This is a genomic window from Kitasatospora sp. cg17-2, from assembly GCF_054031055.1.
On sequence record NZ_CM132923.1, the window covers coordinates 2,641,058 to 2,665,421 of the forward strand.

16 protein-coding genes and 6 tRNA genes are annotated in these 24,364 nt (G+C 75.0%); 8 read left to right on the forward strand and 14 right to left on the reverse strand.

Translation table 11 applies throughout. From position 1 onward, the window contains the following. Positions 1–30 precede the first annotated feature (30 nt). Both ACW14Y_RS10490 and ACW14Y_RS10495 read right to left on the reverse strand, forming a co-directional pair. On the reverse strand, positions 31–861 hold the full coding sequence (locus ACW14Y_RS10490; protein ID WP_380310941.1) for an aminotransferase class IV: 831 nt from the start codon (positions 859–861) through the stop codon (positions 31–33). A gap of 73 nt (positions 862–934) precedes the next feature. Beyond that, on the reverse strand, positions 935–1,996 hold the full coding sequence (locus tag ACW14Y_RS10495) for a chorismate-binding protein (protein WP_380383691.1): 1,062 nt from the start codon (positions 1,994–1,996) through the stop codon (positions 935–937). Positions 1,997–2,297: 301 nt separating this feature from the next. Here ACW14Y_RS10495 and ACW14Y_RS10500 point away from each other — a divergent pair. From ACW14Y_RS10500 to ACW14Y_RS10525, 6 genes are all read left to right on the forward strand, one after another. After that, positions 2,298–2,370: transfer RNA gene (locus ACW14Y_RS10500), tRNA-Gly, on the forward strand. 40 nt (positions 2,371–2,410) lie between these two features. Next, a tRNA-Cys gene (locus ACW14Y_RS10505) sits at positions 2,411–2,484 on the forward strand. Between the two features lie 33 nt (positions 2,485–2,517). Further along, positions 2,518–2,592, forward strand: a tRNA-Val gene (locus ACW14Y_RS10510). Between the two features lie 28 nt (positions 2,593–2,620). Further along, a tRNA-Val gene (locus ACW14Y_RS10515) sits at positions 2,621–2,692 on the forward strand. 40 nt (positions 2,693–2,732) lie between these two features. After that, positions 2,733–2,804, forward strand: a tRNA-Val gene (locus tag ACW14Y_RS10520). A 41-nt stretch (positions 2,805–2,845) separates the two neighbouring features. After that, positions 2,846–2,917 (forward strand) — tRNA-Val (locus ACW14Y_RS10525). 277 nt (positions 2,918–3,194) lie between these two features. Here ACW14Y_RS10525 and ACW14Y_RS10530 read toward each other — a convergent pair. Then, positions 3,195–3,395 (reverse strand): hypothetical protein, encoded by a 201-nt coding sequence (locus ACW14Y_RS10530; RefSeq protein WP_266310372.1) that lies wholly within the window; start codon positions 3,393–3,395, stop codon positions 3,195–3,197. Between the two features lie 438 nt (positions 3,396–3,833). Here ACW14Y_RS10530 and ACW14Y_RS10535 point away from each other — a divergent pair, with 438 nt between their 5' ends. Further along, positions 3,834–5,963 carry a serine/threonine-protein kinase gene (locus ACW14Y_RS10535; protein ID WP_456986604.1) on the forward strand — a complete coding sequence of 710 codons (2,130 nt, stop codon included), beginning with the start codon at positions 3,834–3,836 and terminating at the stop codon, positions 5,961–5,963. Between the two features lie 232 nt (positions 5,964–6,195). Here ACW14Y_RS10535 and ACW14Y_RS10540 read toward each other — a convergent pair whose 3' ends face one another. Further along, positions 6,196–7,005, reverse strand: coding sequence for a TrmH family RNA methyltransferase (locus tag ACW14Y_RS10540; RefSeq protein WP_043471868.1), 810 nt, complete (start codon positions 7,003–7,005; stop codon positions 6,196–6,198). Between the two features lie 98 nt (positions 7,006–7,103). Between ACW14Y_RS10540 and ACW14Y_RS10545 the strand changes: the two genes are divergently transcribed. Then, positions 7,104–9,875 (forward strand): SpoIIE family protein phosphatase, encoded by a 2,772-nt coding sequence (locus ACW14Y_RS10545; RefSeq protein WP_380312889.1) that lies wholly within the window; start codon positions 7,104–7,106, stop codon positions 9,873–9,875. Between the two features lie 277 nt (positions 9,876–10,152). Here the strand turns inward: ACW14Y_RS10545 and cobA are convergent, their stop codons facing one another. From cobA to argH, 10 genes are all read right to left on the reverse strand, one after another. Then, complete coding sequence (gene cobA / locus ACW14Y_RS10550; RefSeq protein ID WP_380308336.1) at positions 10,153–11,436, reverse strand: uroporphyrinogen-III C-methyltransferase; 1,284 nt, start codon at positions 11,434–11,436, stop codon at positions 10,153–10,155. A 99-nt stretch (positions 11,437–11,535) separates the two neighbouring features. Next, positions 11,536–15,297: a nicotinate-nucleotide--dimethylbenzimidazole phosphoribosyltransferase gene (gene cobT / locus ACW14Y_RS10555; RefSeq protein ID WP_456986605.1), complete on the reverse strand. Its 3,762-nt coding sequence runs from the start codon at positions 15,295–15,297 to the stop codon at positions 11,536–11,538. A 591-nt stretch (positions 15,298–15,888) separates the two neighbouring features. Continuing rightward, positions 15,889–17,208, reverse strand: a complete 1,320-nt coding sequence (gene cbiE / locus ACW14Y_RS10560) for a precorrin-6y C5,15-methyltransferase (decarboxylating) subunit CbiE (protein WP_380308340.1) — start codon at positions 17,206–17,208, stop codon at positions 15,889–15,891. A gap of 228 nt (positions 17,209–17,436) precedes the next feature. After that, complete coding sequence (locus tag ACW14Y_RS10565; protein WP_456986606.1) at positions 17,437–18,201, reverse strand: GNAT family N-acetyltransferase; 765 nt, start codon at positions 18,199–18,201, stop codon at positions 17,437–17,439. A 208-nt stretch (positions 18,202–18,409) separates the two neighbouring features. Further along, positions 18,410–19,237 carry a MetQ/NlpA family ABC transporter substrate-binding protein gene (locus ACW14Y_RS10570; RefSeq protein WP_380308344.1) on the reverse strand — a complete coding sequence of 276 codons (828 nt, stop codon included), beginning with the start codon at positions 19,235–19,237 and terminating at the stop codon, positions 18,410–18,412. A 115-nt stretch (positions 19,238–19,352) separates the two neighbouring features. After that, positions 19,353–20,072, reverse strand: a complete 720-nt coding sequence (locus ACW14Y_RS10575) for a methionine ABC transporter permease (protein ID WP_380308346.1) — start codon at positions 20,070–20,072, stop codon at positions 19,353–19,355. Continuing rightward, positions 20,069–21,094 carry a methionine ABC transporter ATP-binding protein gene (locus tag ACW14Y_RS10580; RefSeq protein WP_380308348.1) on the reverse strand — a complete coding sequence of 342 codons (1,026 nt, stop codon included), beginning with the start codon at positions 21,092–21,094 and terminating at the stop codon, positions 20,069–20,071. The genes ACW14Y_RS10575 and ACW14Y_RS10580 overlap by 4 nt, the downstream gene beginning before the upstream one ends. Before the next feature lie 557 nt (positions 21,095–21,651). Then, entirely contained in the window at positions 21,652–22,152 is a 501-nt protein-coding gene (locus tag ACW14Y_RS10585) for a GNAT family N-acetyltransferase (RefSeq protein WP_266275216.1), read from the reverse strand. Between the two features lie 402 nt (positions 22,153–22,554). Continuing rightward, positions 22,555–22,812 carry a hypothetical protein gene (locus tag ACW14Y_RS10590; RefSeq protein WP_380308351.1) on the reverse strand — a complete coding sequence of 86 codons (258 nt, stop codon included), beginning with the start codon at positions 22,810–22,812 and terminating at the stop codon, positions 22,555–22,557. 117 nt (positions 22,813–22,929) lie between these two features. After that, positions 22,930–24,363: an argininosuccinate lyase gene (argH, locus tag ACW14Y_RS10595; protein WP_380308353.1), complete on the reverse strand. Its 1,434-nt coding sequence runs from the start codon at positions 24,361–24,363 to the stop codon at positions 22,930–22,932. Position 24,364: the final 1 nt, after the last annotated feature.

A 24,364-nucleotide genomic window follows, 5' to 3' on the forward strand; every position in this document is an offset into this window, starting at 1 on the left:
GTGCCGTGGGGCGCCGGGGAGCCGGGGGTCTCAGGGGTCGAGGTCGTCGCCGCTGCGCCGGGCGAAGGCCGTCATGGCCGCGAGCGTGACCGGGCCGGGGCCGGGGAGTTCCCGGTCGTCGATCCGGGTGACGGCCTGGACGTCGCGCAGGGAGGAGGTGAGGAAGACCTCCTCGGCCTGCTGGAGGGCGTCCAGCGGCAGGTCGGCCTCCTCGGCCCCGCACCAGTCGACGACGAGCTGCCGGGTGATGCCGGCCAGGCAGCCGGAGGCGAGCGGCGGGGTGAGCAGCCGGCCGTCGAGGACGACGAAGACGTTGGAGCCGGTGCCTTCGCAGAGCCGTCCCGCGGTGTTGGCGAGCAGTGCCTCGGAGCCGCCGACGCGGTGGGCGGCGGCGAGGGCGACGACGTTCTCGGCGTAGGAGGTGGTCTTGAGTCCGGCGACGGCGCTGTGCTCGTTGCGGCGCCAGGGGACGACCGCGACGGCGGTGGTGTCGGGGCGGCGGGCGGCGGTGCCGAGGGAGACCACCAGGGAGGGGGCGCCGTCGCCGCGTTCGGAGCCGAGCGGCGCGGTGCCGCCGGTGTAGGTGAGGCGAAGCCGGCCGAGCGGCATCGGGTTGGCGGCGAGGACGGTGGCGCAGGCCTTGCGGACCAGGTCGTGGTCGGGGTCGGGCAGTCCGAGGCCGCGGGCGGAGCGGGTGAGCCGGTCGAGGTGGCGGGTGATCGCGAAGGGCCGGCCGTCGACGGTCTTCATGGTCTCGAACACGCCGTCGCCGGTGGTGAGTCCGTGGTCGAGGACGGACAGGGCCGGGTCCGCGGAGTCGACGAGGGTGCCGTTGACCCAGCTGGTGGTCGGGTGCTGCATCGCGGGGGGCTCCTCGCGGGACGGGCACGGTCCGGCCGGGTCCGGGTGGCGGCCGGTCCGGTCCGTGTCGGGTTCAGTCGGTGTCGGAGTACGTCTCGGCACCCGACGCTATCGCGACCAGGCGGGCCGCCTTCAGTTCGGTTTCCGCCCATTCACGTTCGGGGTCGGAGTCCCAGGTGATGCCGGCGCCGGTGCCGAAGCGGAGTTCGGGGGCCGCCGGGTCGGTCCGGTCGATCCAGAACGTGCGGATGCCGACCGCGAGTTCGGCCTCGCCCCGGTCGGCGTCGACCCAGCCGACGGCGCCGCAGTAGGGGCCGCGCGGCGCGGTCTCCAGGGCGTCGATGATCCGCAGGGCGCTGGACTTGGGGGCTCCGGTGACGGACCCGGGCGGGAAGGTGGCCGAGAACAGCCCGGGCCAGCCGGCGTCCTCGCGCAGGGTGCCCTCGACGGTGGAGACCAGGTGGACCAGTCCGGGGTGCTTCTCGACCGCGCACAGGTCGGGCACGGTGACGCTGCCGGTGGCGCAGATCCGGCCGAGGTCGTTGCGGACCAGGTCGACGATCATCACGTTCTCGGCGTGGTCCTTGTCGAGCAGGTCGTGCTCGGTGCGGCCGGTGCCCTTGATCGGTCCGGAGGCGACGGTGCGGCCGGTGCGGCGCAGATAGAGCTCCGGCGAGGCGGTGGCGATCTCCACGCCGTGGTCGGGCAGCCGGATCGTTCCGGCGTAGGGGGCCGGGTTGCCGTGGGCGAGCAGGCCGGTGAGGGCGTCGATGTCGGAGCGGTCCGGGTCGGGCAGCGGGGCGGAGAGCACCCGGCAGAGGTTGGCCTGGTAGACCTCGCCGGCGGCGATGTGCTCGCGGATCCGGCGGACGCCCCCTGTGTAGGCGGCGCGGTCGAGCGAGCTGCGCCAGCTGCCGGCGGCCGGGCCGAGCCAGCCGGCGCCGGAGGGCGCGGCCGGGGCCGGGCGGACGTCGTCGAAGCGGGCGCAGGTGAGCCGGCCCTCGAAGTCGTGGACCACGGCCCACCAGCCGGTGGAGTCCAGCGCGGCCGGGTCCGAGGTGAGGTCGCGCAGTCCGGTGGCGACGCGGCCGCCGAAGCGGGCGAGGGGCTGCTGGGGGGCGGGGTGGCCGGACACGGTTCTCCTGCACAGGGCTTTGCGAGGTTGCGGTGCCTGAAGTGTAGGTCGGGAGGAGTGAGCAGAGTCGGGCGTCGCGCGGGCGTACGCCGGGTGACCTGCGGGTGTCACTCAGGGTGTTCCGTCGCCCCCGGTGGGTCCGTCCGGGGCGGTCGGAGCCGGGGCGGCCGAGGGGCGTCGGGCGGGGACCCCGGGGGCACGCTGCGGGAACGGATTTTTAGCTGGCCCGGGAATCCGCTAGAGTTCAACACGTCGCCAGGGAGCGCAGCCGGGAAAACCGGTGAAGATCCCCGGGAGACAGGCGGACGTGGCTCAGTTGGTAGAGCATCACCTTGCCAAGGTGAGGGTCGCGAGTTCGAATCTCGTCGTCCGCTCGACGAAGGACAGTGTAGGGTCGTCCTTCGAGTGTTGCCTGGTGGAGTGGCCGAGAGGCGAGGCAACGGCCTGCAAAGCCGTGTACACGGGTTCAAATCCCGTCTCCACCTCCAAGAGGATCCCCGGTTCCACCGGGTGTCCTCCCCGCGCGATTAGCTCAGCGGGAGAGCACTACCTTGACACGGTAGGGGTCACTGGTTCAATCCCAGTATCGCGCACCACGCCCGGTTCCACCGAGGCATCAGCCCCGCGCGATTAGCTCAGCGGGAGAGCACCACCTTGACACGGTGGGGGTCACTGGTTCAATCCCAGTATCGCGCACGTCGGATCCTTCGGGATCTGCTGCGGAAGCACCGCACCCGCGCGATTAGCTCAGCGGGAGAGCACTACCTTGACACGGTAGGGGTCACTGGTTCAATCCCAGTATCGCGCACGTCAGGCCCTCCGGGGCCTGCTGCAGAACCGCCTTACCAGGCGCGATTAGCTCAGCGGGAGAGCACTACCTTGACACGGTAGGGGTCACTGGTTCAATCCCAGTATCGCGCACAGTGACGGCCGGGGCCGCGACTCGAACGAGTCGCGGCCCCGGCCGTTTTCGGCGTTCCGCCCCGGTGTCCTCGCGGTCCGCGGGGGCTCCGCACTGTGGGTCTCACAACGGAAGAGCCGCGTACGGTCGCCCTCACCGACGTCCGTACGCGGCATCTCCGCCTGCCGGGGCGCTCTGCGCGCCGCACTCGCCCGTCCGCGAGTTGTCGCGGCCGCGGCCTCCCCGGCGGCACCGGCTCCCCGTCCCCAGGGGATCAGTGCCAGCTTGTGGTGCGCCTCAGTGGCCGATCAGATCGGCCACCGCCTGCGCCTGGTTCGCCATCTGCTCCCAGCCTCCGAACAGGACGGCCAGCAGCACCGCGCAGGGCAGTGCCATGGCCACCGCCACCGCCGGGTGCCTGGTGGGCTCCGCGGCCTGCGGCTGAGTGAAGGCCGGCCGACGGCGGCGGGAGGTGGATCCCGTGTGCTGCGCTGCCATGCCCTGACTCCTGATTCGTGAGCTCGGCCGGTGGTGGAAGGCGGAACGGTGGTGCACGTGGACGCGGTGGACGGCTTACCTCGGGGGACGAGCTCCCCGTCCACCGCTGAGAACAACGGTATGGCGCGAGGGGGTTGGCGGACGTCATGCCGTCGTACTGTTCTCCGGGCCTCCCGGAGGATGACGACCGGACCTGGGGCCTACTACCGCAGGCGGAGACGCCCGCCGCGGCTCCCCCGGGGGAACCCTGAGAGGGGACCCCGAGAAACGATTCGACACCGCCCCGCCGACGGTCGGTCCAAGATCCGACAATCGGACGGTGGCTTCAGGTGTTGCGTATCAGCACACCGCAGCGGGCAGTCCGTAAGCTGTGCCGGACAGGAACTGACGACGCCCCACTCGACGGGGCCTCACCGACAGTCTGACGGGGAAACGGGAATGACGATGATGCGGCTGAGGCGTGAGGACCCCCGCATCGTCGGGCCGTACCGGCTGCACCGGCGGCTCGGGGCCGGCGGCATGGGCGTGGTCTACCTCGGCTCCGACCGCCGGGGGCAGCGGGTCGCGCTCAAACTGATCCGGGCCGAACTGGCCGAGGACGTCGAGTTCCGCACCCGTTTCGCCCGCGAGATCGCCGCCGCCTCCAGGATCCGGGGCGGCTGCACCGCCCGCGTCATGGGCTCCGACATCGAGGCCGACCGGCCCTGGCTGGCCACCGCGTACGTCCCCGGGCCCTCGCTGTACAAGCGGGTCGGCGACGAAGGGGCGCTGGGCTGGCCCGAGGTCGCCCGGATCGGGGCCGCGCTGGCCGACGGGCTGGTCAAGGTGCACGAGGCCGGCGTCGTCCACCGGGACCTCAAGCCCTCCAACATCCTGCTGTCGCCGCGCGGGCCGCGGATCATCGACTTCGGGATCGCCTGGTCGCGCGGGGCCAGCACGCTTACCCACGTCGGCACCGCCGTCGGCTCCCCCGGCTTCCTCGCCCCCGAGCAGGTCCGGGGCGTCGCCGTCACGCCCGCGACCGACGTCTTCGCCTTCGGCGCGACGCTCGCCTACGCGCTCACCGGGGACACCCCGTTCGGGTCCGGCGCCTCCTCGGAGGTCATGCTCTACCGCGTCGTGCACGAGGAGCCCGACCTCACGGCGGTACCGCCGCAGCTGGCGCCGCTGATCCGGGCCTGCCTGGCCAAGGAGCCCGCCGAACGGCCCGGCGCGGCCGCGCTGCACGAGCGGCTGAGCGAGCTCGCCGCGCGGGGCGCGGGCAGCGGGTCCGGCGGACCGTTCGGCCGGGGCCGCGGGGCGCGCGGCGAGGCGGCCGGACGGGACGACGCGGCCGGTCGGGCCGGGGCCGCGCCCGGAGCGGCGGGTCCGCCCGCCGAGGGACGGCCCGGGCCCGGCGGCACGGACCGGCCCGGCGCCCCCGCGCGCCCGGCCCGGACGGCACCGGCGGGCGCGCCCGCCGCAGCGCCGCACGGCGTCCCGGGCCCCGGTCGGGCCCCCGACCAGGCGGCGGCCCGGGCCCGGGCCGCCGGACTCGGCCGGACCGGCGGGGCGCCCGGCGGCGCGGCCCGGCGGGCCCCCGGGCCCGGGCACGACAGCAGCCAGGCGGTCACCGCCCCGCTCCCCCGGCCCGAGACCGTCCAGGCCACCCGGCCGATGCGCGAGCGGCAGACCACGCCGCCGCCCGGACGCGAGCGGGTCCAGCGGCCCGGCCGGCCCCGCGACCGGCAGCACACCCCGGTGCCCGGCGGACGTCCGGGCACCGCGCGGCAGCGGCTGCTGCGGCAGCGGCTCGTGGTGTTCGTGACGGTGACGGTCGGAGTGGCGCTGGCCATCGCGGCGGCGCAGGGGTGCGAGAACCGCGACAACCAGGGGCTGCGGCCGTCCGTCAGCTCCTCCGTCGCGCAGGGCCCGACAGGTGCCCCCGGGGCCGCCGTCGGGGCGGCGGGCGCCGGGGACCAGACGAACGGCGGGACGCCCCCGGCCGGGGCCGGACTCTCGGCGGACGGCATCGCGCCGTCGACCAGCCCGCTGGCGGCCGCGGCCCACGGCGCCCCGGCGGCCGGGGACGCCGCGCTGGCACCCGCCCAGGGCGCCGGGCCGGCGGTCGACTGGCCGAACCGCTCCTACGCCGACCCGGCGGGCGGTCCCGCCGTCACCCTGCGGGACGGCCGCTCGGCGGGCCCGGGACCGCAGGTCGTGCTCAGCGCCGTACTCCCGGCGCGCTACAAGGGCGGGCCGGCGGCGCTGGTCGTCCTGCGGCGCTCGGAGGGGTCGGTGCCGGTCGACCTGGTGCAGCTCTTCGCGTTCACCGGGGACACCCCGGTGGCCCTGACCTCGCGCTCCTCGGCGGCGGATCCGCAGGCGGTCGCGGCCTGGCGGCTGGACAACGGCGCGCTGGTCCGCGAGGAGCGGGTCGCCCAGACCGGGGCGGTCACCTCGACCCGCTACGCGCTGCGGGCGGACGGCACGCTGGACGAGTCCTGGCCCGGTTCGGCCACCACGACCCCGGCGGTCACCCCGCCCCCGGCCGCCGCCCCGGCACCGCCCACAGCCCCGACGGGCTGACGTCGGGGCGGGTCCGGGTCCGGGAGCGCCCGGACGTCCGGACGTCCCCGGGAGCGTCCGGGAGAGCCCAGGAGTGGGAAGTCGGCGGATCCGACGTTCCGCGCGGGCGCGCTCCCGTCGGACGGGTCCTCCCCGTCACACAGCGTCCGGGGGCCCGCTTCCCTCCGTCGCGCGGGAGGTCGAGCCGACCGACTTCCCGCGCGAACCGCGCCGGGAGGTCGACGGGCGGGGGTCAGCGGGTGGCGGTGACGGCGTAGAAGGCCACGGCCGCGGCGGCGCCGACGTTGAGCGAGTCGATGCCGTGGGCCATCGGGATGCGGACGGCGTGGTCGGCGGCGGCCAGGGCCTGCCGGGTGAGGCCGTCGCCCTCGGCGCCGAGCATCAGCGCCGTCCTGGCACCGCCCTCGGGGACCACCGAGGCCAGGTCCACGGCGGTCTCGGCCGGGGTGAGCGCGAGCAGCTCGAAGCCGGCGGCGCGCACCGTCCCCAGGGCGGCCGGCCAGGGCTCCAGCCGCGCGTACGGGACGGCGAAGACGGCGCCCATCGAGACCTTGACCGCGCGCCGGTACAGCGGGTCGGCGCAGTCGGGCGAGAGCAGCACGGCGTCCATGCCGAGGGCGGCCGCGCTGCGGAAGATCGCGCCGAGGTTGGTGTGGTCGACCAGGCCCTCCAGCACGGCCACCCGGCGGGCCCCCGCCAGCAGGTCGGCGGCGTCCGGCAGCGGCTGCCGCTCCATCGAGGCCAGCGCGCCGCGGTGGACGTGGTAGCCGGTGACGGCCTCGGCCAGGTCGGGTTCGACCACGTGCACCGGGGCGTCGGCCTCGGCGATGACGTCCGCCATCACGTCCAGCCACTTGGGGGTCAGCAGCATCGACCGCATCCGGTAGCCGGCCGCGAGGGCGCGGCGGACCACCTTCTCGCCCTCCGCGATGAACAGGCCCTCGGCGGGTTCGCGGCGGCGGCGGAGTTCGACGTCGGTCAGGCCGGTGTAGTCGGCGAGACGGGGGTCGGCGGGGTCGGTGATGGTGCTGGGTTCGGACACCCTGAGATCTTGCCAAGTCGGGCCGGGGAAGGCCAACCGGCCCAACGCTCGTCACCGGTGGCCTTGGCCCGTCGGCTCGCGGAGTGCAAATATGACGTATGGCCCGTTTTTCGGGCCGATCCTGGGCTCCGTCGGACCCTGGTGCGACCGGTTCCGCTTCCGGCTCGCGATCCACCGGTACCGCCGCCGGCTCTCCCGGTGGACGCCCACACGGTCGGCACCAGCACGCCCACGCGGCCCGGCCCAAGTCGGGCCGGGTGCGCTCGGTGGCCGGTCAGGTCTTCGCGTTGCAGGTCGTGGTGGTGCTGTTGCTGGTGGTGGCCGCCGTGGTCGCCCTGGTGGTGCAGTCCCGCAACGACGCCCGGCAGGAGGCCACCACCCGGTCCGTCGCGGTCGCCCAGACCTACGCCAACTCGCCCGGCATCGTCGCGGCGCTGCGCTCCCCCGATCCGAGTGCCGTCCTCCAGCCCTCGGCCCAGGCGGCGCGGATCAACGCGGGCGTGGACTTCATCGTCGTCCTCAGCACCGACGGCATCCGCTACACCCACCCGAACCCGGACCGGATCGGCCACAAGTTCGTCGGCAACTACCAGCCCGCGCTGTCCGGGCAGGTGGTGACCGAGGAGGTCAACGGCACCATCGGGCCGCTGGTGCAGGCGATCGTGCCGGTGCGGGCGCCTGACGGGCAGATCGTCGGGATGGTGTCGGCGGGCATCACGATCGCCAATGTGAGCAGCGCCAGCGAGCGCCAGCTGCCGGTGGTGCTGGGCGCGGCGGCGGCCGCGCTCGGGCTGGCGACCGGTGGTGCGGCGCTGATCAGCCGGCGGCTGAAGCGGCAGACCCACGGCCTCGGGCCGACCGAGATGACCCGCATGTACGAGCACCACGCGGCGGTGCTGCACGCGGTGCGCGAGGGCGTGCTGATCCTCGGCGGTGACGGACGGCTGCTGCTCTGCAACGACGAGGCACGTCGGCTGCTCGACCTGCCGCCCGACGCCGAGGGCCGTCCGCTCACCGAGCTGGGCCTGGAGCCGGCGCCGCTGGAGCTGCTGGCGGCCGGGCGGGCGGTCACCGACGAGGTGGTGATGGCCGGCGAGCGGCTGCTCGCGGTGAACGTGCGGCCCACGGACCGGAACGGCGGGCCGCCCGGTTCGGTGGCGACGCTGCGGGACTCCACCGAGCTGCTGGCGCTGACCGGGCGGGCCGAGGTGGCGCAGCGGCGGCTGCGGCTGCTGTACGACGCCGGGGTCACGGTGGGCAGCACGCTGGACGTGACCCGGACGGCGGAGGAGCTGGCCCAGGTGACGGTGGGCCGGTTCGCGGACATCGTCACCGTCGATCTCGCCGAGCAGGTGCTGGAGGGCGAGGAGCCGCCGGCCGGGGTGGCACCGCTGCGGATGCGGCGGGCCGCGCTGTCCGCGGCGCGGGACGACCCGCCGTTCTACCCGGTGGGCACGGTGGTGGAGGTCGTGCCGTCGACGCCGCTCGCGGGCACGCTGAGCAGCGGGCTGCCCGGGGTGGAGCCCCGGCTGGCGGAGGCGCGGGCGTGGCGGGAGCAGGATCCCGAGGGCGCGGAGCGGGTGCTCGCGCACGGGGTGCACTCGCTGGTGCGGGTGCCGTTGAAGGCGCGCGGGGTGCTGCTCGGGGTGGCGCGGTTCTGGCGGTCGGAGCGGGAGGAGCCGTTCGAGGAGGAGGACCTCGCCCTGGCCGAGGAGCTGGTCTCGCACGCCGCCGTCTGCATCGACAACGCGCGCCGGTACACCCGGGAGCACGCGATGGCGGTGACCCTGCAGCACAGTCTGCTGCCGCGCAGCCTGCCGGCGCAGAACGCGCTGGAGGTGGCGCACCGGTACCTGCCGGCGCAGGCGGGGGTGGGCGGCGACTGGTTCGACGTGATCCCGCTGCCGGGCGCGCGGGTGGCGATGGTGGTCGGGGACGTGGTCGGGCACGGGCTGCACGCGGCCGCGACGATGGGGCGGCTGCGGACGGCGATCCACAACTTCTCGACGCTGGACCTGCCGCCGGACGAGCTGCTGGGGCACCTGGACGAGCTGGTGAACCGGATAGACCAGGAGGAGTCGGCGACCGGCGGGGCGGCGGCCGTGACGGGTGCGACCTGTCTGTACCTGATCTACGACCCGGTGTCGCGGCGGTGCACGCTGGCCAGCGCCGGGCATCCGCCGCCCGCGCTGGTGCGGCCGGACGGGACGGTGGTGTTCCCCGAGCTGCCGACCGGGCCGCCGCTGGGGCTCGCGGTGCTGCCGTTCGAGACGGTGGAGCTGGAGGTCGAGGAGGGCAGCCGGCTGGTGCTGTACACGGACGGGCTGGTCGAGGACCGTCAGCGGGACATCGACGTGGGGCTGGAGCTGCTGCGGGCGGCGCTGACCGGGCCGCCGCGCACTCCGGAGCAGACCTGCGCGGACGTGCTGGGGGCGCTGCTGCCGGTGCGGCCGCAGGACGACATCGCGCTGCTGGTGGCGCGGACCAGGGTGCTGCCGGCGGACCGGGTGGCGCAGTGGGAGGTGCCGGCGGACCCGGCGGCGGTGTCCGGGGTGCGGGCGGCGGTGGCGGAGCGGCTGGAGCAGTGGGGGCTGGACGAGGCGGCGTTCGTCACCGAGCTGATCCTGAGCGAGCTGGTGACCAACGCGATCCGGTACGGCACCGGGCCGATCCGGGTGCGGCTGCTCCTCGACCGGTCGCTGATCTGCGAGGTGTCGGACGGGAGCAGCACGTCGCCGCACCTGCGGTACGCGGCCACCACCGACGAGGGCGGGCGCGGGCTCTTCCTGGTCGCGCAGTTCGCGGACCGGTGGGGGACGCGGTACACCGCCACCGGGAAGGTGATCTGGACGGAGCAGCCGTTGGAGTGAGGGGGTGGTCCGCTCCCCGGCCCCCGCACTTTGCAAAGTGCGACTTTGCAAAGTGCGGGAAACGGCCACCCATCATGGCCCTGAGCTGCAGCGATGCCCTCGGCACTTTGCAAACAGCTCCTGTTTGCAAAGTGCCGAGGGGGAGTTTGCAAAGTGACGGGGGCAGAGCGGCGCCCCCAGGAGGAACCACCGGGGCACCTCGACCAGGGGTGGGCCAGGGCTTCGCCCCGGGGTGGGCCAGGGCCTCGGCCCTGGCCCACCCCTGACGCCGCGGCCCTCAGGACTCCGGGGTGGCGAGGACGTTGACGACGTCACCGACGACGATGACGGCCGGGGGCTTGATCCGCTCGGCCTCGACAGTGGCGGCGACCGTCGCCAGAGTCGCGTCGACCCGGCGCTGGGCGGCGGTGGTGCCCTCCTGGACGACGGCGACCGGGGTGTCCGCGGCCCGCCCGTCCCGGATCAGCCGGGCCGCGATGGCACCGATCTTGTCGACGGCCATCAGCAGCACCAGCGTGCCGGTCATCCCGGCGAGCGCCTCCCAGTTGGTCAGCGAACGCTCGTCGTCCGGCCCCACGTGGCCCGAGACCACGGTGAACTCGTGGGTCATCCCCCGGTGGGTGACCGGCACCCCGACCGCCGCCGGCACGCTGATCGAGCTGGAGATGCCCGGCACCACCGTGACCGGCAGCCCGGCCTCCACGCACGCCAGCAGTTCCTCGCCGCCGCGCCCGAACACGTACGGGTCGCCGCCCTTGAGCCGCACCACGAACTTGCCGGCCCTGGCGTGCTCGACCAGCGTCCGGTTGATCGCCTCCTGCGCCATGAAGCGCCCGTACGGGATCTTCGACGCGTCGATGACCTCGACGTGCTCCGGCAGCTCGGCGAGCAGCTCGCGCGGCGCCAGCCGGTCGGCCACCACCACGTCCGCGTCGGCGAGCAGCCGGCGGCCGCGCACCGTGATGAGGTCCGGGTCGCCCGGGCCGCCGCCGACCAGTGCCACCCCCGCTCCCCGGGCGCGGTACTGGCGGGCGGCGAGCGAGCCGTCCCGCAGCCCCTCGACGATCGAGTCCCGCAGCGCGGCCGAGTGGCGCGGGTCCCCGGTGAGGACGGCCACGGTCGCCCCGGCGTCGCGCCCGCTGGCGGGCGTCCACGCGGTGGCGGCGGCGGCGTCGTCGCTGCGGGCGCAGAACACCCGCTCACGCTCCGCCTCGGCGCTGACGGCGGCGTTCACCGCCGGGTCGTCGGTGGCGACCAGCGCGTACCAGGTGTCGGCGAGGTCGCCCTCCCGGTAGCGGCGCTCGTGCCAGGTCAGCTCGCCGGCGTCGGCCATCGCCTGCACGGCCGGGGTGGTGACCGGCGATATGAGGTGGACGTCGGCGCCGGTGGCGAGCAGCGCGGGCAGCCGCCGCTGGGCGACGTGGCCGCCGCCGACCACCACGACACGGCGGCCGGCCAGCAGCAGGCCGACCGGGTACGGGGTGCGAGCGCGGCCCTCGGCGCTGGGGTTGGACCCCTCCTGCCCGTCGGCGGGCAAGGAGGGCGGGGTGGGCGCGGTCATCGGCGGTGCTCCTGGATCGGGTGAGGGTGTGCTGGGTACGGCGCCGCTCCGCGCACCGGCGCGCCCTCGGGCCGGTGGACGGAGCGGTGCGGACGGGCGTCAGGCCTTCTCGGTGACCCCGGCGGAGTCGAAGGTGGCTACATCGTGCATCGCGCGGGCCGCACTCTGCACCAGCGGCAGGGCCAGCAGGGCACCGGTGCCCTCGCCGAGGCGCAGGTCGAGGTCGATCAGCGGACGCAGTCCCAGCTTGGCCAGGGCGGCCTGGTGGCCGGGCTCGGCCGAGCGGTGGCCGGCGATGCAGGCGGCGAGCACCTCGGGCGCGATGGCCTTGGCGACGAGTGCGGCCGAACCGGCGATCACGCCGTCCAGGATCACCGGGGTGCGCAGGCTGGCCGCGCCGAGCAGGAAGCCGGCGAGGGCGGCGTGCTCCAGGCCGCCGACCGCGGCGAGCACGCCGATCGGGTCGGCCGGGTCGGGCTGGTGCAGGGCCAGCGCGGCGCGGACGACCTCGATCTTGCGGGTGTGGGTCGCGTCGTCGATGCCGGTGCCCCGGCCGGTGACCTCGGCCGGGTCGAGCCCGGTGAAGATCGAGATCAGGGCGGCGGAGGCGGTGGTGTTGGCGATGCCCATGTCGCCGGTGATCAGGGCCTTGTTGCCGGCCGCGACGAGGTCGCGGGCGGTCTCGATGCCGACCTCGAGGGCCTTGAGGGCCTCCTCGCGGGTCATCGCCGGGCCCTGGGTCATGTCGTCGGTGCCGGGCTTGACCTTGCGCGGCAGCAGGCCGGTGGTGCGGCCCTGCTGGATCGCGTCCGGCAGCTCGGCGGCCACGCCGACGTCGACGACGCAGACCTCGGTGCCGATCTGCTTGGCGAAGGCGTTGACCACCGCTCCCCCGGCCAGGAAGTTGCCCACCATCTGGGCGGTGACCTCCTGCGGCCAGGGGGTGACGCCCTGGGCGTGCACGCCGTGGTCGGCGGCGAAGACCGCGACGCAGGCGGGCTCCGGGATCGGCGGCGGGCACTTCCGGGACAGGCCGCTGAGCTGGGCGGAAATGATCTCCAGCATGCCGAGCGAGCCGGCCGGCTTGGTCATCCGCTTCTGCCGGTCCCAGGCCTCGCCGAGCGCCTTGGCGTCCAGCGGGCGGATGCCGCGCAGGGTCTCGGAGAGCACGCTGTGCGGCTCCTCGCCGGGCAGGGCGCGGTTGCCGTACTGCTCCTCGTGCACGACCCAGGACAGCGGGCGCTTCTTGGCCCAGCCCTGCTGCTGGAGCTCGGGCTCGTCCGGGAAGGCGTCGACGAAGCCGACGCACAGGTAGGCGACGACCTCCAGGTGCTCGGGCAGGCCGAGCTCGCGGACCAGCTCCTCCTCGTCGAAGAAGCTCACCCAGCCGACGCCGAGGCCCTCGGCGCGGGCGGCCAGCCAGAGGTTCTCGACCGCGAGGGCGGCCGAGTACGGGGCCATCTGCGGCTGGGTGTGCCGGCCCAGGGTGTGCCGGCCGCCCCGGGTGCGGTCGGCGGTGACGACGATGTTGACGGGCGTCTCGAGGATCGCCTCGATCTTGATTTCCTTGAACTGCTTCGCGCGGCCCTTGGGGAGCGAGTCGGCGAACGCCTCGCGCTGGCGCTCGGCCAGTTCGTGCATCTTGCGGCGGGTCTTGGCGGAGCGGATGACCACGAAGTCCCAGGGCTGCGAGTAGCCGACGCTGGGGGCGGTGTGGGCGGCCTCCAGGACGCGGATCAGCACCTCGTGCGGGATCGGGTCGGGGCGGAAGCCGTTGCGGATGTCGCGGCGCTCGCGGATGACCTGGTGGACGGCCTCGCGGCCGACCTCGTCGTAGCCGGGGGCGGCGGGGCCGCGCGGTTCGGCGGGCTCCTCGGGCTCGGCGGACTCCTCGACGGACTCCTCGGCGGGCTGCCCGGCGGGCTGCTCGGCGTCGACGGGCTGCGCGACCTCCGCGGGCTGCTCGGCGGGGACGGGTGCCTCGGCGGCGGGCTCGACCGCTGCGGCGGGGTCGACCGGAGCCTCGGGGGCCTCGGCCAGGTCGGTGGACGCGGGGGCCCCGGCCGACTCGGCGGGAGCGGTCGGCCCGGTGGCGGCGGTCGGCCCGGCCGGGGTGCCGTCCTCGGCCTGCGGGGCCGGGGCCGCCTCGGCGGCCCCGGTCGCGGGCAGCTCGGCGGGCGCGTCGACGGGCACGGCGGCCGGCGGCGCGTCGACGGGCACCGCGTCCGTGGACGGCGTGTCCGTCGGCCCGGCGGGCTGTTCGACCGCGGGCTGCTCCTGGACGGGGGCCTCGGCCGGCTCGGCGGGAGCGGCGGACACCGGCTCGGCCGGGACGTCCACCGGGACGGCGACGGACTGGCCGGAGGGCATCTCGCCGGTGCCCGCGGCGGTCTCGGCGGCCGCTTCCGGGGCCTGGGCCTCGGCCGGCGCCTCGGTCGGCACCTCGGCAGCGGCCTCGACGGCGGCCGGCTCGGCGGGCACCTCACCCTCGGGCGCGGTGGCCTCGGGCGCGGTGGCCTCGACCGCAGGTGCGGGCTGCTCCGCCGGGACCGGCTCGACGGCGACGGGCGCGGCGGGCTCGACGGCCTCGGGCTCCGCCTGCGCGGCGGCCCCGGCCTGGTCGGCGACGGCCGCTATGGGGGCGGACTGCTCGGCCTCCGTCCCGACGGCGGCCGGGGCGGACTGCTCGACCAGCGGCTCGGCCACGGGTTCGGCGACCGGCTCGACCTGCGGGAGGCCGTGCGGGGTCGGCGCGGCGAGGAAGGCGGAGATGCGGCGCGGCTGGCCGCCCCCGGCCTGTGCCTCGGCGGCGGCCTCGGCCTCGGCGGCAGCGGCGGGGACCTCGGCGGTGGGAACCCCGGCCGGGGCCCCGACAGCGGCGGCGACCGGTTCGACGGCCGGCTCGACGGCGGCCGGCTCGGTGGTCCCGGGTGCCGCGGCGATCTCGACGACGGCCTCGACGGGCGCCTCGACGACCGCCTCGGCCACGACCGGGGCCTCGACGGGTACGGCGACGGGCTGCACCACGGGAGGCTGCTGGACGACGGCCTCGACCGGCTGCGGCGCGGGCTGGACGGCGACGGGCACGGCCACGGCCTCGGGCTGGACGGCGACCGGTACCACCGGGATGCCGTGCGCGGGAGTGCTGCCGGTCGACGGACCCCGGTCGGCCAGCGAGCGGACCGGGACCTGGCCGGTCATCAGCGACGGGTCCGGGATCGGCGGCCCGGCGTGCAGCGGCCGGCGCGGCGACTGAACGGCCGTCACCGGCTCGGGGCCCTGCTGCTGGGCCGGCACCGTCTGGTTGCCGGGGGCGGCCTGCGGCGCGAAGCCGTGGGGGGCGCCCGCCTGGTCGGCGGCGCCGAGCACGGGCGGCTCCAGCGGCGGCCAGGACGGCTCGACGGGGGTGCCGGGCGGGGTCTGCGGGTCGGCGGCCGGGTCGGCGGCAAGCGCCGTCGGCTCGCCCCAGGAGCCCTGCGGACCGGGCATCAGCAGGACGTCGTCCTCGTCGTCGAGGCCGTCCGGCTGGTCGACGAAGTGGAAGGTGGGGCGCGGGGAGGCGGCCCAGGCGTCACCGGCGGCGCCGGGCGCTCCGGGGGCGGGCACGGCGAATCCGGGCGCGCCGAGCGGGCTGCCCGGTGCGGGCGTACCCGGTGCCGGGACACCCTGCACGGGGACTCCCTGCGCGGGCACGGCCTGCGTCGGCACGCCGTGGGCCGGCACGCCGGGGAGGGTGCCGTCCAGTGCGACGCCCTGCACGGGTGCGACAGCCGCGACGCCCTCCGGGCCGCCGAGCCGGTCGGGCCCGGCGAGCAGGTGCTCCGGCAGTCCCTCGTTCGGGACGTGGCCGCCATCGGTCATGTCAAAGCTCCTTCCAGGCCGCTGCCGCGCCCTCGGCGACACGATCACCGACCGCAGCGCCCATCCGCACGGGCCGGGCCTGCACCGGCCCGCCCCTCAATCACACACGGCCGCCGCGCCGAGGCGCTGCGGCCGGAACACTTCCGGCGCGCTGCGGCACCCCGGCCCGCGCGCCACCCGCTGGGGCGGCGCGTCATCTGAGACAACGACAAGCCGGGGCAACCGGCACGACCGCACCGGACCCTACGGCATTCTCCAGGTCCGGCGGGCGGCCCGTCGAATTGCCCACACTCCGAACCTCGCCGGTCGGCGCCATGTCAGAAAGGCACCGGACCCGACCGGATCGGGCGGGCTGTCGGACACCGCAGCCGTCCCGGACGCCACACTACCGGCCCGGGGACGCCGCCTCCCGAATCGGTGTCCGGATGCGACCTGGATCACCGTCCGGCCGGGCCGTGCGCCGGGTCGGTCCGCCCCGGGCGGACCGGAGGGCGCGGCCGACGGACCCGGCGGACGGACGCGGGGGGCGGCCCGGGGCGCGTGGATCGGCACCGGCCGCCAGCGGGATCACCACCCGGTACCACCGGGCCTTCACGGTTTCTGCGCACCCCAGAGCAGGAAGGTGCCGGGGTCGCCCATGCCGAGTCGCAGACCGGGTCCGTCGGCGGCGGCCCCGGTCGGCGGGAGCAGCGGCGCGGACTGGAGCAGCGCGCCGTCGGCGCGGTAGCCGGCGCCGGCGATGACGCGGCGGACCTCCTCGGCCTCGGCGAGGGTGCGGGCGACGGCGACGATGCGTTCGGGGCGGCGGGAGAGCACGGCCCGCACGGCTTCCGGGCCGCCGGTCTCGACGACGGCGGCGTCGGGTTCGGGGAGTTCGCCGAGGACGTCGGGGCCCCGGCCGTGGACGATCTCGACCTCGACGCCGTAGCGGCGGGCGTTGACGGCGAGCCGGGCGCAGGCGGAGCGGTCGGCCTCGACGGCGACGACGGCCGCGCCGAAGCGGGCGGCGTCGACGGCGAGTGCGCCGCTGCCGGCGCCGACGGTCCAGACGAGGTCGCCGGGGCGGGCACCCAGGCGGGCGAGCACGAGCGCGCGGACGTGCGCCGGGAGTGTGTCGGACGCGCCGGGTGCGCCGGGGTCCGCGGGGGCGCCGGGTGCGCCGGGGGTGCGGCCGGTGCCGGTGTAGGTGTCGGTGGGCAGGGCCCAGCCCCGGTCCGGTCCGGGGTAGCCGACGGGGCGTCCGGCGAGCCAGCCGGCGGCCTCGCCGGCGGCGCCGTTCGCGGGTCCGCCGCCGGGGCCGCCGGCGCTGCTGCCGCCGATGACGAGGACGACGCTGGGGTCGCGCCAGATGTGGTCGGCGACGCGGTCGGAGGTGAGGACGGTGACGTCCTCGTCGGGGGTGCCGAGGGCTTCGCAGACGACGAAGGTGCGGTGGACGCCGCGGAGCATCAGGGCGAGTTCGGCGGGGCCGGCGCCGGGTGCGGTGAGGACGGCGACCTTGGGGTGGGCGCGGCAGAGGTTGGCGGCGCGGCGCAAGCGGCCGCCGTGCGCGCTGGCGACCTGGGCGTCCTCCCAGGGCATGCCGGCGCGGGCGAAGGCGGCGGCGACGGAGGAGACGGCGGGGAGGACTTCGAGTTCGAGGCCGTACTCGGGGCGGCGCAGGGTGCGGACGACGCCGAAGAAGCCGGGGTCGCCCTCGGCGATGACGACGGCGGCGCCGCGGTGTTCGGCGATCCGGCGGGCGGCGAGCTGGATGCTGCCGAGGGCGATGCGTTCGGCGGCGGGCGGCACCGGGAGGGCCTTGAGCTGGTAGGGGGCGCCGGCCACCAGGGTGGCTGCGGCGAGGGCCGCGGCGGCGGCCTCGGTGAGCGGTGTGCCGTCCCACCCGATGACCGTGATCCGGTCAGCCATCTGCGGCTGTTCTCCCTCGCCATCCGTGCGCCGACAGGCGGCGCCCGTGTGCGGCGCCGGTGGAAGGCTACCGGGTGTGATCCCCTCGGCGCGGACATCTCGTACACATGTCCGCGCCGACCGGCCCCGAAGGGCAGCCCGGCGGTCGCGCGGGCCGGTCGTGCGCGTTCTCGTTCGGGTCCTCGTGCGGGCCCTTGTGCGGGTCCTCGCGGGGTCCGGGCGCGCGGGTCAGTCGCGCAGCACGTAGCGGTGGCCGCCGGCCCAGGCGGGGGCGGCGGGCTCGGGGGTCTCCATGTCCTCGGGGAGCAGGCCCCACAGGATGAGGTCGCTGCGGCTCTCGCCGACGGCCGGACGGTCGGGAGCCCAGCGGTCGTGGCCCGAGGAGCCGTGGTCCGAGGGGTCGTGGTCCGAGGGGTCGTGGTCCGGGCGGCCGTGGCCCCGGCGCTCCCCCACCCCACCGGAGCCGGACCCGCCGGACCCGCCGGACTCACCGCGCACTATCCAGGCGCTGCGCAGGACGCCCTCGCTGATGCCGCCGATCTTCTGGGCGACCTGCTGGGCGGCGGTGTTCCCGGCGGCGGTGCGCAGTTCGAGGCGCAGGAAACCCCGGTCCTCGAAGAGCCACTGGGCGACGCCGAGGACGGCCTCGGGGGCGTAGCCCTCGCCGCGGGCCCAGCTCGCGGTGACGAAGGAGATCTCGGTGGTGCGCAGCCGCCAGTCGGTGTGGCGGAGTTCGACCAGGCCGACCAGGCGCTGGGTGAGGTGTTCGGTGACGGCGAGGACGATGCCCCGGCCGGTGGCGCGGTGGGCGGGTGCGAGGGTGCGGGCCAGGTCGAGGGCGTGGGCCTCGGTGAAGGGGTGCGGGTGGTCGGTCCAGGCCAGGACGAGTTCGTCGGCCATCATGGCGGCCAGGCCGGGGGCGTCGTCCTCCGCAAGCGGGCGCAGCAGCAGCCGTTCGGTGCTGATGGCGGTCTCGGGGAAGCTCGCTGCCATGCCGTCTCTCCTCGCCGGGTCGTGGACACACCGTACGCCTCGCCGGTGCCGGGTGGTCACGCGGTGCTCGGACCGGACGACGGTACGTCAGAAATGGGTCTGTCGGACCGTCACTGGTGCATACTGCCCGACCGGGCCCCCGCCTGGTTGCGGCGGGGGCCCGGTCGGTGGTCCGGCGGGACGGGTCGGGAGCGGTCGGCTCCGGGGATCAGAACGCCGGGATGACGGAGCCCTGGAAGGTGTCGTCGATGTACTTCTTGACCTCGGGGGAGTGCAGCAGCTCGGCGAGCTTCTTCACCCGCGGGTCGTTCTCCTTGCCCTTCTTGACGGCGAGGATGTTGGCGTAGGGGTTGCCCTCGGCCTTCTCCAGCACGATCGCGTCGGTGGCGGGCTTGAGGCCGGAGTCGAGCGCGTAGTTGCCGTTGATGACGGCGGCGTCGAGGTCGGCGATGGAGCGGGGCAGCTGGGCGGCCTCCAGCTCCTTCCACTTGAAGTTCTTCGGGTTGCCCGTGACGTCGGCGGGGGTGGCGCCGGTGCCGGCCCCGTCCTTGAGGGTGATGAGCTTGTTGTCGGCGAGCAGCTTGAGCGCGCGGCCCTCGTTGGTGGCATCGTTGGGCAGGCCGATGGTGGCGCCGTCCGGCAGTTCGGCGATCGCCTTGACCTTCTTGGAGTAGACGCCCAGCGGCTCCAGGTGCACGGCCTCGACGGAGACGATGTCGGTGCCGCGCTTCTTGTTGAAGTCCTCCAGGTACGGCACGTGCTGGAAGTAGTTGGCGTCGGCCGAGCCGTCCTGCACCGCCGTGTTGGGGGTCACGTAGTCGGTGACCTCCTTGACGTTGAGCTTGAGGCCGGCCTTGTCCGCGAGGTTGTCCTTGACGTACTTGAGGATCTGGCCGTGCGGGGTGGGGCTGGCGACGACGGTGAGCGGCGCGTTCGCGTCCGAGGAGGACGAGTCGCCGTTGCTGCCGCAGGCGGCGAGGGAGAGGGCGATGCCGGCGGTGGCGAGGACGCTGGTGAACTTCAGGGCGTTGCGCACGAAAAGTGCCTTTCTGCGTATTGCGGGGAGCCGCGTCCGGTTTTCGGACGGGGAAGTCTGGAAGGTGCCGGGCCCGGGGGCACCGGGGGTGCCGGGGTCCGGGAGGCGGGGAGCCCTAGGAGGCGACGAGGTCGGTGTCGGCGCGGGGGCGCAACAGCCTGGTCCGGCCGCCGCCGCGGCCCCGGTTGGCGAGCCGTCGCACGGCGTAGTCGCCGGCCAGCTGGATCACGGTGACGATGATCGCGATCTCGGCGACGATGACCCACATGAAGGCGGTCTCGAAGCGCAGGTAGCCGTAGCGGTAGGCGAGGTCGCCGAGGCCGCCGCCGCCGACGGTGCCGGCCATCGCGGAGTAGCCGATGAGCGCGATGACGGTGGTGGTGACGGAGGCGACGAGGCCGGGGAGGGCTTCGGGGACGAGCGTCTTGCGGACCAGGGTCCAGGTGCTGCCGCCCATCGCCTGGACGGCTTCGACGAGGCCCCGGTCGACCTCGCGGACGTTGGTCTCCACGAGTCGGGCGAAGAAGGGGATGGCGCCGACGGTCAGCGGGACGGTGGCGGCCTGCCAGCCGAGGGAGCTGCCGACCAGCCAGCGGGTGAAGGAGAACAGCGCGATCATCAGGATGATGAACGGCAGCGAGCGGGCGAGGTTCACGACCGCGCCGAGCACCTTGTTGACGGGCTGGTTCTGGAGGGCGCCGCCCTTGGCGGTGAGGACGAGCAGCACGCCGAGCGGGAGCCCGAGGACGACGGTGCAGACGGTCGACACTCCGACCATCTGGAGGGTCTCCCAGGTCGCGGGCCACATCAGTTCCTGCATCTGGTCCCAGGTCATGCCACCGCTCCGTTCGCCGTTTCGACCACGTCCACCTGGAGGCCCTGCTCGCGCAGGAAGCCGATGGGCACGACGTTGTCGTGCCGGGATCCGGGCAGTTCGACGCGCATCCGGCCGACCATGCGGCCGGCGATGGTCTCGACGGCGGCGCCGAGGATGTTGATGTCGATCTGGTAGGTGCGGGCCAGCTGGGAGACGAAGGGCTGGGCCGGGGCGTCGCCCTGGAAGGTGATCTCCAGCACGGTGGCGCCGGGGTGTCCGGTGCCGAATTCGCTGAGCGGGAAGAGTTCGCGGGCGAGTTCGGAGCCGGGCCGGGCGAGCAGGTCGGTGAGCGCGCCGGATTCGACCACCCGGCCGCCGCGCATCAGGGCGGCGGAGTCGCAGACGGACTTGATGACGTCCATCTCGTGGGTGATGAGCAGGACGGTGAGGCCGAGCTGTTCGTTGAGGTCGCGCAGCAGCTTGAGGATGGAGCGCGTGGTCTCGGGGTCGAGCGCGGAGGTGGCCTCGTCGGAGAGCAGCACCTTGGGGTCGCCGGCGAGGGCGCGGGCGATGCCGACGCGCTGCTTCTGGCCCCCGGAGAGCTGGCCGGGGTAGTTGCGGGCCTTGTCGGTGAGGCCGACGAGGTCGAGCAGTTCGGCGGCCTTGCGGCGGCGCTGGGTGCGGTCCAGTCCGATGATCTCCAGCGGGAGTTCGACGTTCTGCTGGACGGTGCGGGAGGACAGCAGGTTGAAGTGCTGGAAGACCATGCCGATGCGGCGGCGGGCTTCGCGGAGGTCCTTGCCGGCGCGGTTCTCGCCGCCGGTGAGGGCGGTGAGTTCGACGCCGTCCACGGTGACGGTGCCGGAGCTGGGGCGCTCCAGCATGTTGACGCAGCGGATGAGGGTGGACTTTCCGGCGCCGCTGGTGCCGACGACTCCGTAGACCTCGCCGGGGCGGACGTGGAGGTCGACGCCCGCGAGGGCGGTCACCTCGCGGCCGCGGGATCGGTAGACCTTGGTGAGGTCCGTGGTGGTGATCACAGCTGCTTCCGTGGGTCGGGGGCGGGCGGCGTGCGGAGGTCGCACCGCCGTGCGGGCGGCGACGGGAACGGCGTCGCGCCGGGGGGATCCGGACCTGCCACCCCTTGATCGTCGCCGCTGGGCGGCCGGGCCGCGCGACGGCGTGGCCCTTACGAGTCAGCGGACCGCCCGCGGGTGTGCGGGCAGGCCGAAGGAGGGGGATGCGGCAGGAAGGGCGCGTCCGCACGGACGGGAACGACGCCGGGGTTCTCGCTTCGGGGCGCGAGGAGAGGCACTCTCAGCGGGTGCCGGGGGCGGTGGCCCTCAGCGGTGACACATTCGACGGCACATGGCGCTCTCACCTGCCGGCGGGGTGCCGGTGGGGGTCCATTTCGTCGTCGCAGTCATGTGAGCCAGTAAATCAGATGGTTCGGAGAGGTCCCAATTATTTCGCAACGGCGTCCGCAATGCGGACACCCGTGCCAGTGAGCTGGGCGAACGGCGACCGGCGCCGCCTTCGGGAGTCCGAATGATGGCGGCGCCGGTTCGACGGGGCCCGCGTGGGGCGGGCCGGGGCTTCAGGCGGTGGCGGCGAGCGGGGCGGCGGCGGACTTCTCCAGGTGCACCAGGGTGATCCGGCCGCTGATCTGTTCGACGGTGGTCTGGCGGTAGCCCTGGCGGGCGTAGAGGCGCAGGTTGCCGAGGCTGCGGTGGCCGGTGAAGAGGCGGTAGGAGCTGACCGCGCCGTCCGCGGCGAGGCGGCGCTCCAGGGCCTCCAGCAGTCGGCCGCCCAGGCCGTGGCGCTGCATCCGGGGGTGGACGACCAGACGCCCTATCCGGCCGACGCCGTCGGGGCCGAGGTGGCCCCGGACGGTGCCGACGATCTCGTCGCCGAGGCGGGCGACGAGCACGTGCCGTTCGGTCAGCTCTTCGCGCAGGCTCTCCAGGGACTGGGTCAGCGGCTCGATGGCCCAGTCGCCGTAGAGCTCGGCCTCGCTCTGGTAGCCGAGGTACTGGAGCTTGAGGATCTGCTCCGCGTCGTCCGTCCCGGCGGTCGAAATGTTCACGCTCATGCCCATGTGCGGGGGCCTCCCCATCGTTGTACCCGGCGCGTGAGAGGTGAGGGTGTCGCACCGGTTGGCTGCCGGAGGGTGTCCCGGCCGGGGATCCGCCCAGACCGGGGGTGGCGCACGAACGTACCAGCCCGCACGGCCCTGGTGGGGCCGTGCGGCGGCGGCGCGCTCACGGTCAGTATCCGAGCGAGCGCGTCACCGTCAAGAGCCGCGTTCGCCAGCGCCTTACCCGGGTGTCAGCTGGTCTCAACCTCACGGCCGCCGGACGTGGCGAGGGTCACGCCCGGCGGGGCGGGGCGGGGCGCGGCGGGACGGGTGCCGGGCGAGGACCGGGCGAGGACCGGCCGAGGATCGCGCGGGGACCGGGCGGGGCGGCGGGGCGCGGGCCGGGGGGAGCACCGCCGCCGCTCAGGCGTAGCGCTCGGCGTGCAGCAGGACGCGCAGGCAGGCCAGGCAGCGGGCCCGGGTGGGGCCGATGGAGCCGCGCGGCATGCCGAGGAGGCGGGAGAGCTCGCGGTAGGTCGGCGGCGGGTCCTCCGCGAGGGCGGCGACCAGTTGCGGGCAGCGCCCGGGCAGGGCGGCGACGGCCTCGCGGACGCGGCGGCGGCGCAGCTCGGCGAGGACCTCGTCCTCGGCGGAGGGGACGGACGGGAAGGCGGTGCACATACCGTGCTTGACCGGGTGGGGGCCGTCGCGGTTACGGGCGGCCGGTCGCATACGTACGGGGAGGGGCGCGGCGGAGGACCCGCCGCGCCCCTCCCCGTGGTGGGTGGTGGGGGCCGGTCAGCCCGTCACCCACTCCTGCTGGGCGGCGAGGTCGGCCTTGATCTCGCCGAGCTGGACGGCGACGGCGCTGGGCGCGGTGCCGCCCCGGCCGTTGCGGGAGGCGATGGCGCCGTGGACGCTGAGGACCGTCCGGACCTCGGGGGTGAGGTGCGCGGAGATGGCGGCGAACTGCTCGTCCGTCAGGTCGGCGAGCTCGATGCCGTGCGCCTCGCACTCCTTGACGCAGGCTCCGGCGACCTCGTGCGCGACCCGGAACGGCACGCCCTGCTTGACGAGCCATTCGGCGATGTCGGTGGCGAGGGAGAAGCCGGCCGGGGCGAGCTCCTCCAGCCGCTCGCGGTGGACGGTGAGGGTGGCCATCATGCCGGTGAAGGCGGGGAGCAGGACTTCGAGGGTGTCGCAGGAGTCGAAGACCGGCTCCTTGTCCTCCTGGAGGTCGCGGTTGTAGGCGAGCGGGAGGGCCTTGAGGGTGGCGAGCAGGCCGGTGAGGTTGCCGATGAGCCGGCCGGACTTGCCGCGGGCGAGCTCGGCGATGTCGGGGTTCTTCTTCTGCGGCATGATCGACGAGCCGGTGGAGAAGGCGTCGTGCAGCGTGATGAAGCCGAACTCCTTGGTGTTCCAGATGATCACCTCCTCCGCGATCCGGGACAGGTTGATCCCGATCATCGCGGTGACGAAGGCGAATTCGGCGACGAAGTCGCGCGAGGCGGTGCCGTCGATGGAGTTGCCGACCGATCCGCCCTCGAAGCCGAGGTCGGCGGCGACGGCCTCCGGGTCGAGGCCGAGCGAGGAGCCGGCCAGCGCCCCGGAGCCGTAGGGGGAGACGGCGGTGCGGGCGTCCCACTGGCGCAGCCGCTCGGCGTCCCGGCCGAGGGCCTGCACGTGCGCGAGGACGTGGTGGGCGAAGAGCACGGGCTGGGCGTGCTGGAGGTGGGTGCGGCCCGGCATCGCGGTGTCCGGGTGGGCCTCGGCGAGGCCGACCAGGGCGTGCTGGAGGTCGAGCAGCAGGCCGCCGATGGTCTTCGCGTGGTCCCGCAGGTACATCCGGAAGAGGGTGGCGATCTGGTCGTTGCGGGAGCGTCCGGCCCGCAGCTTGCCGCCGAGGTCGGGGCCGAGGCGCTCCAGCAGGCCGCGCTCCAGGGCGGTGTGGACGTCCTCGTCGGCGACGGTGCCGGTGAAGGTGCCGGCCTCGACGTCGGCGAGCAGCCGGTCGAGCCCGTCGTGCATGGCGGCGAGTTCGTCGGCGGTGAGCAGGCCGGCCTTGTGCAGGACGCGGGCGTGGGCCTTGGAGCCGGCGATGTCGTAGGGGGCGAGGCGCCAGTCGAAGTGCACCGAGGCGGAGAGCCTGGCCAGGGCCTCGGAGGGGCCGTCGGCGAAGCGGGCGCCCCAGAGGCGGACGTCGCCACCCGTGGCGGTCTGGTCGGCGGACATC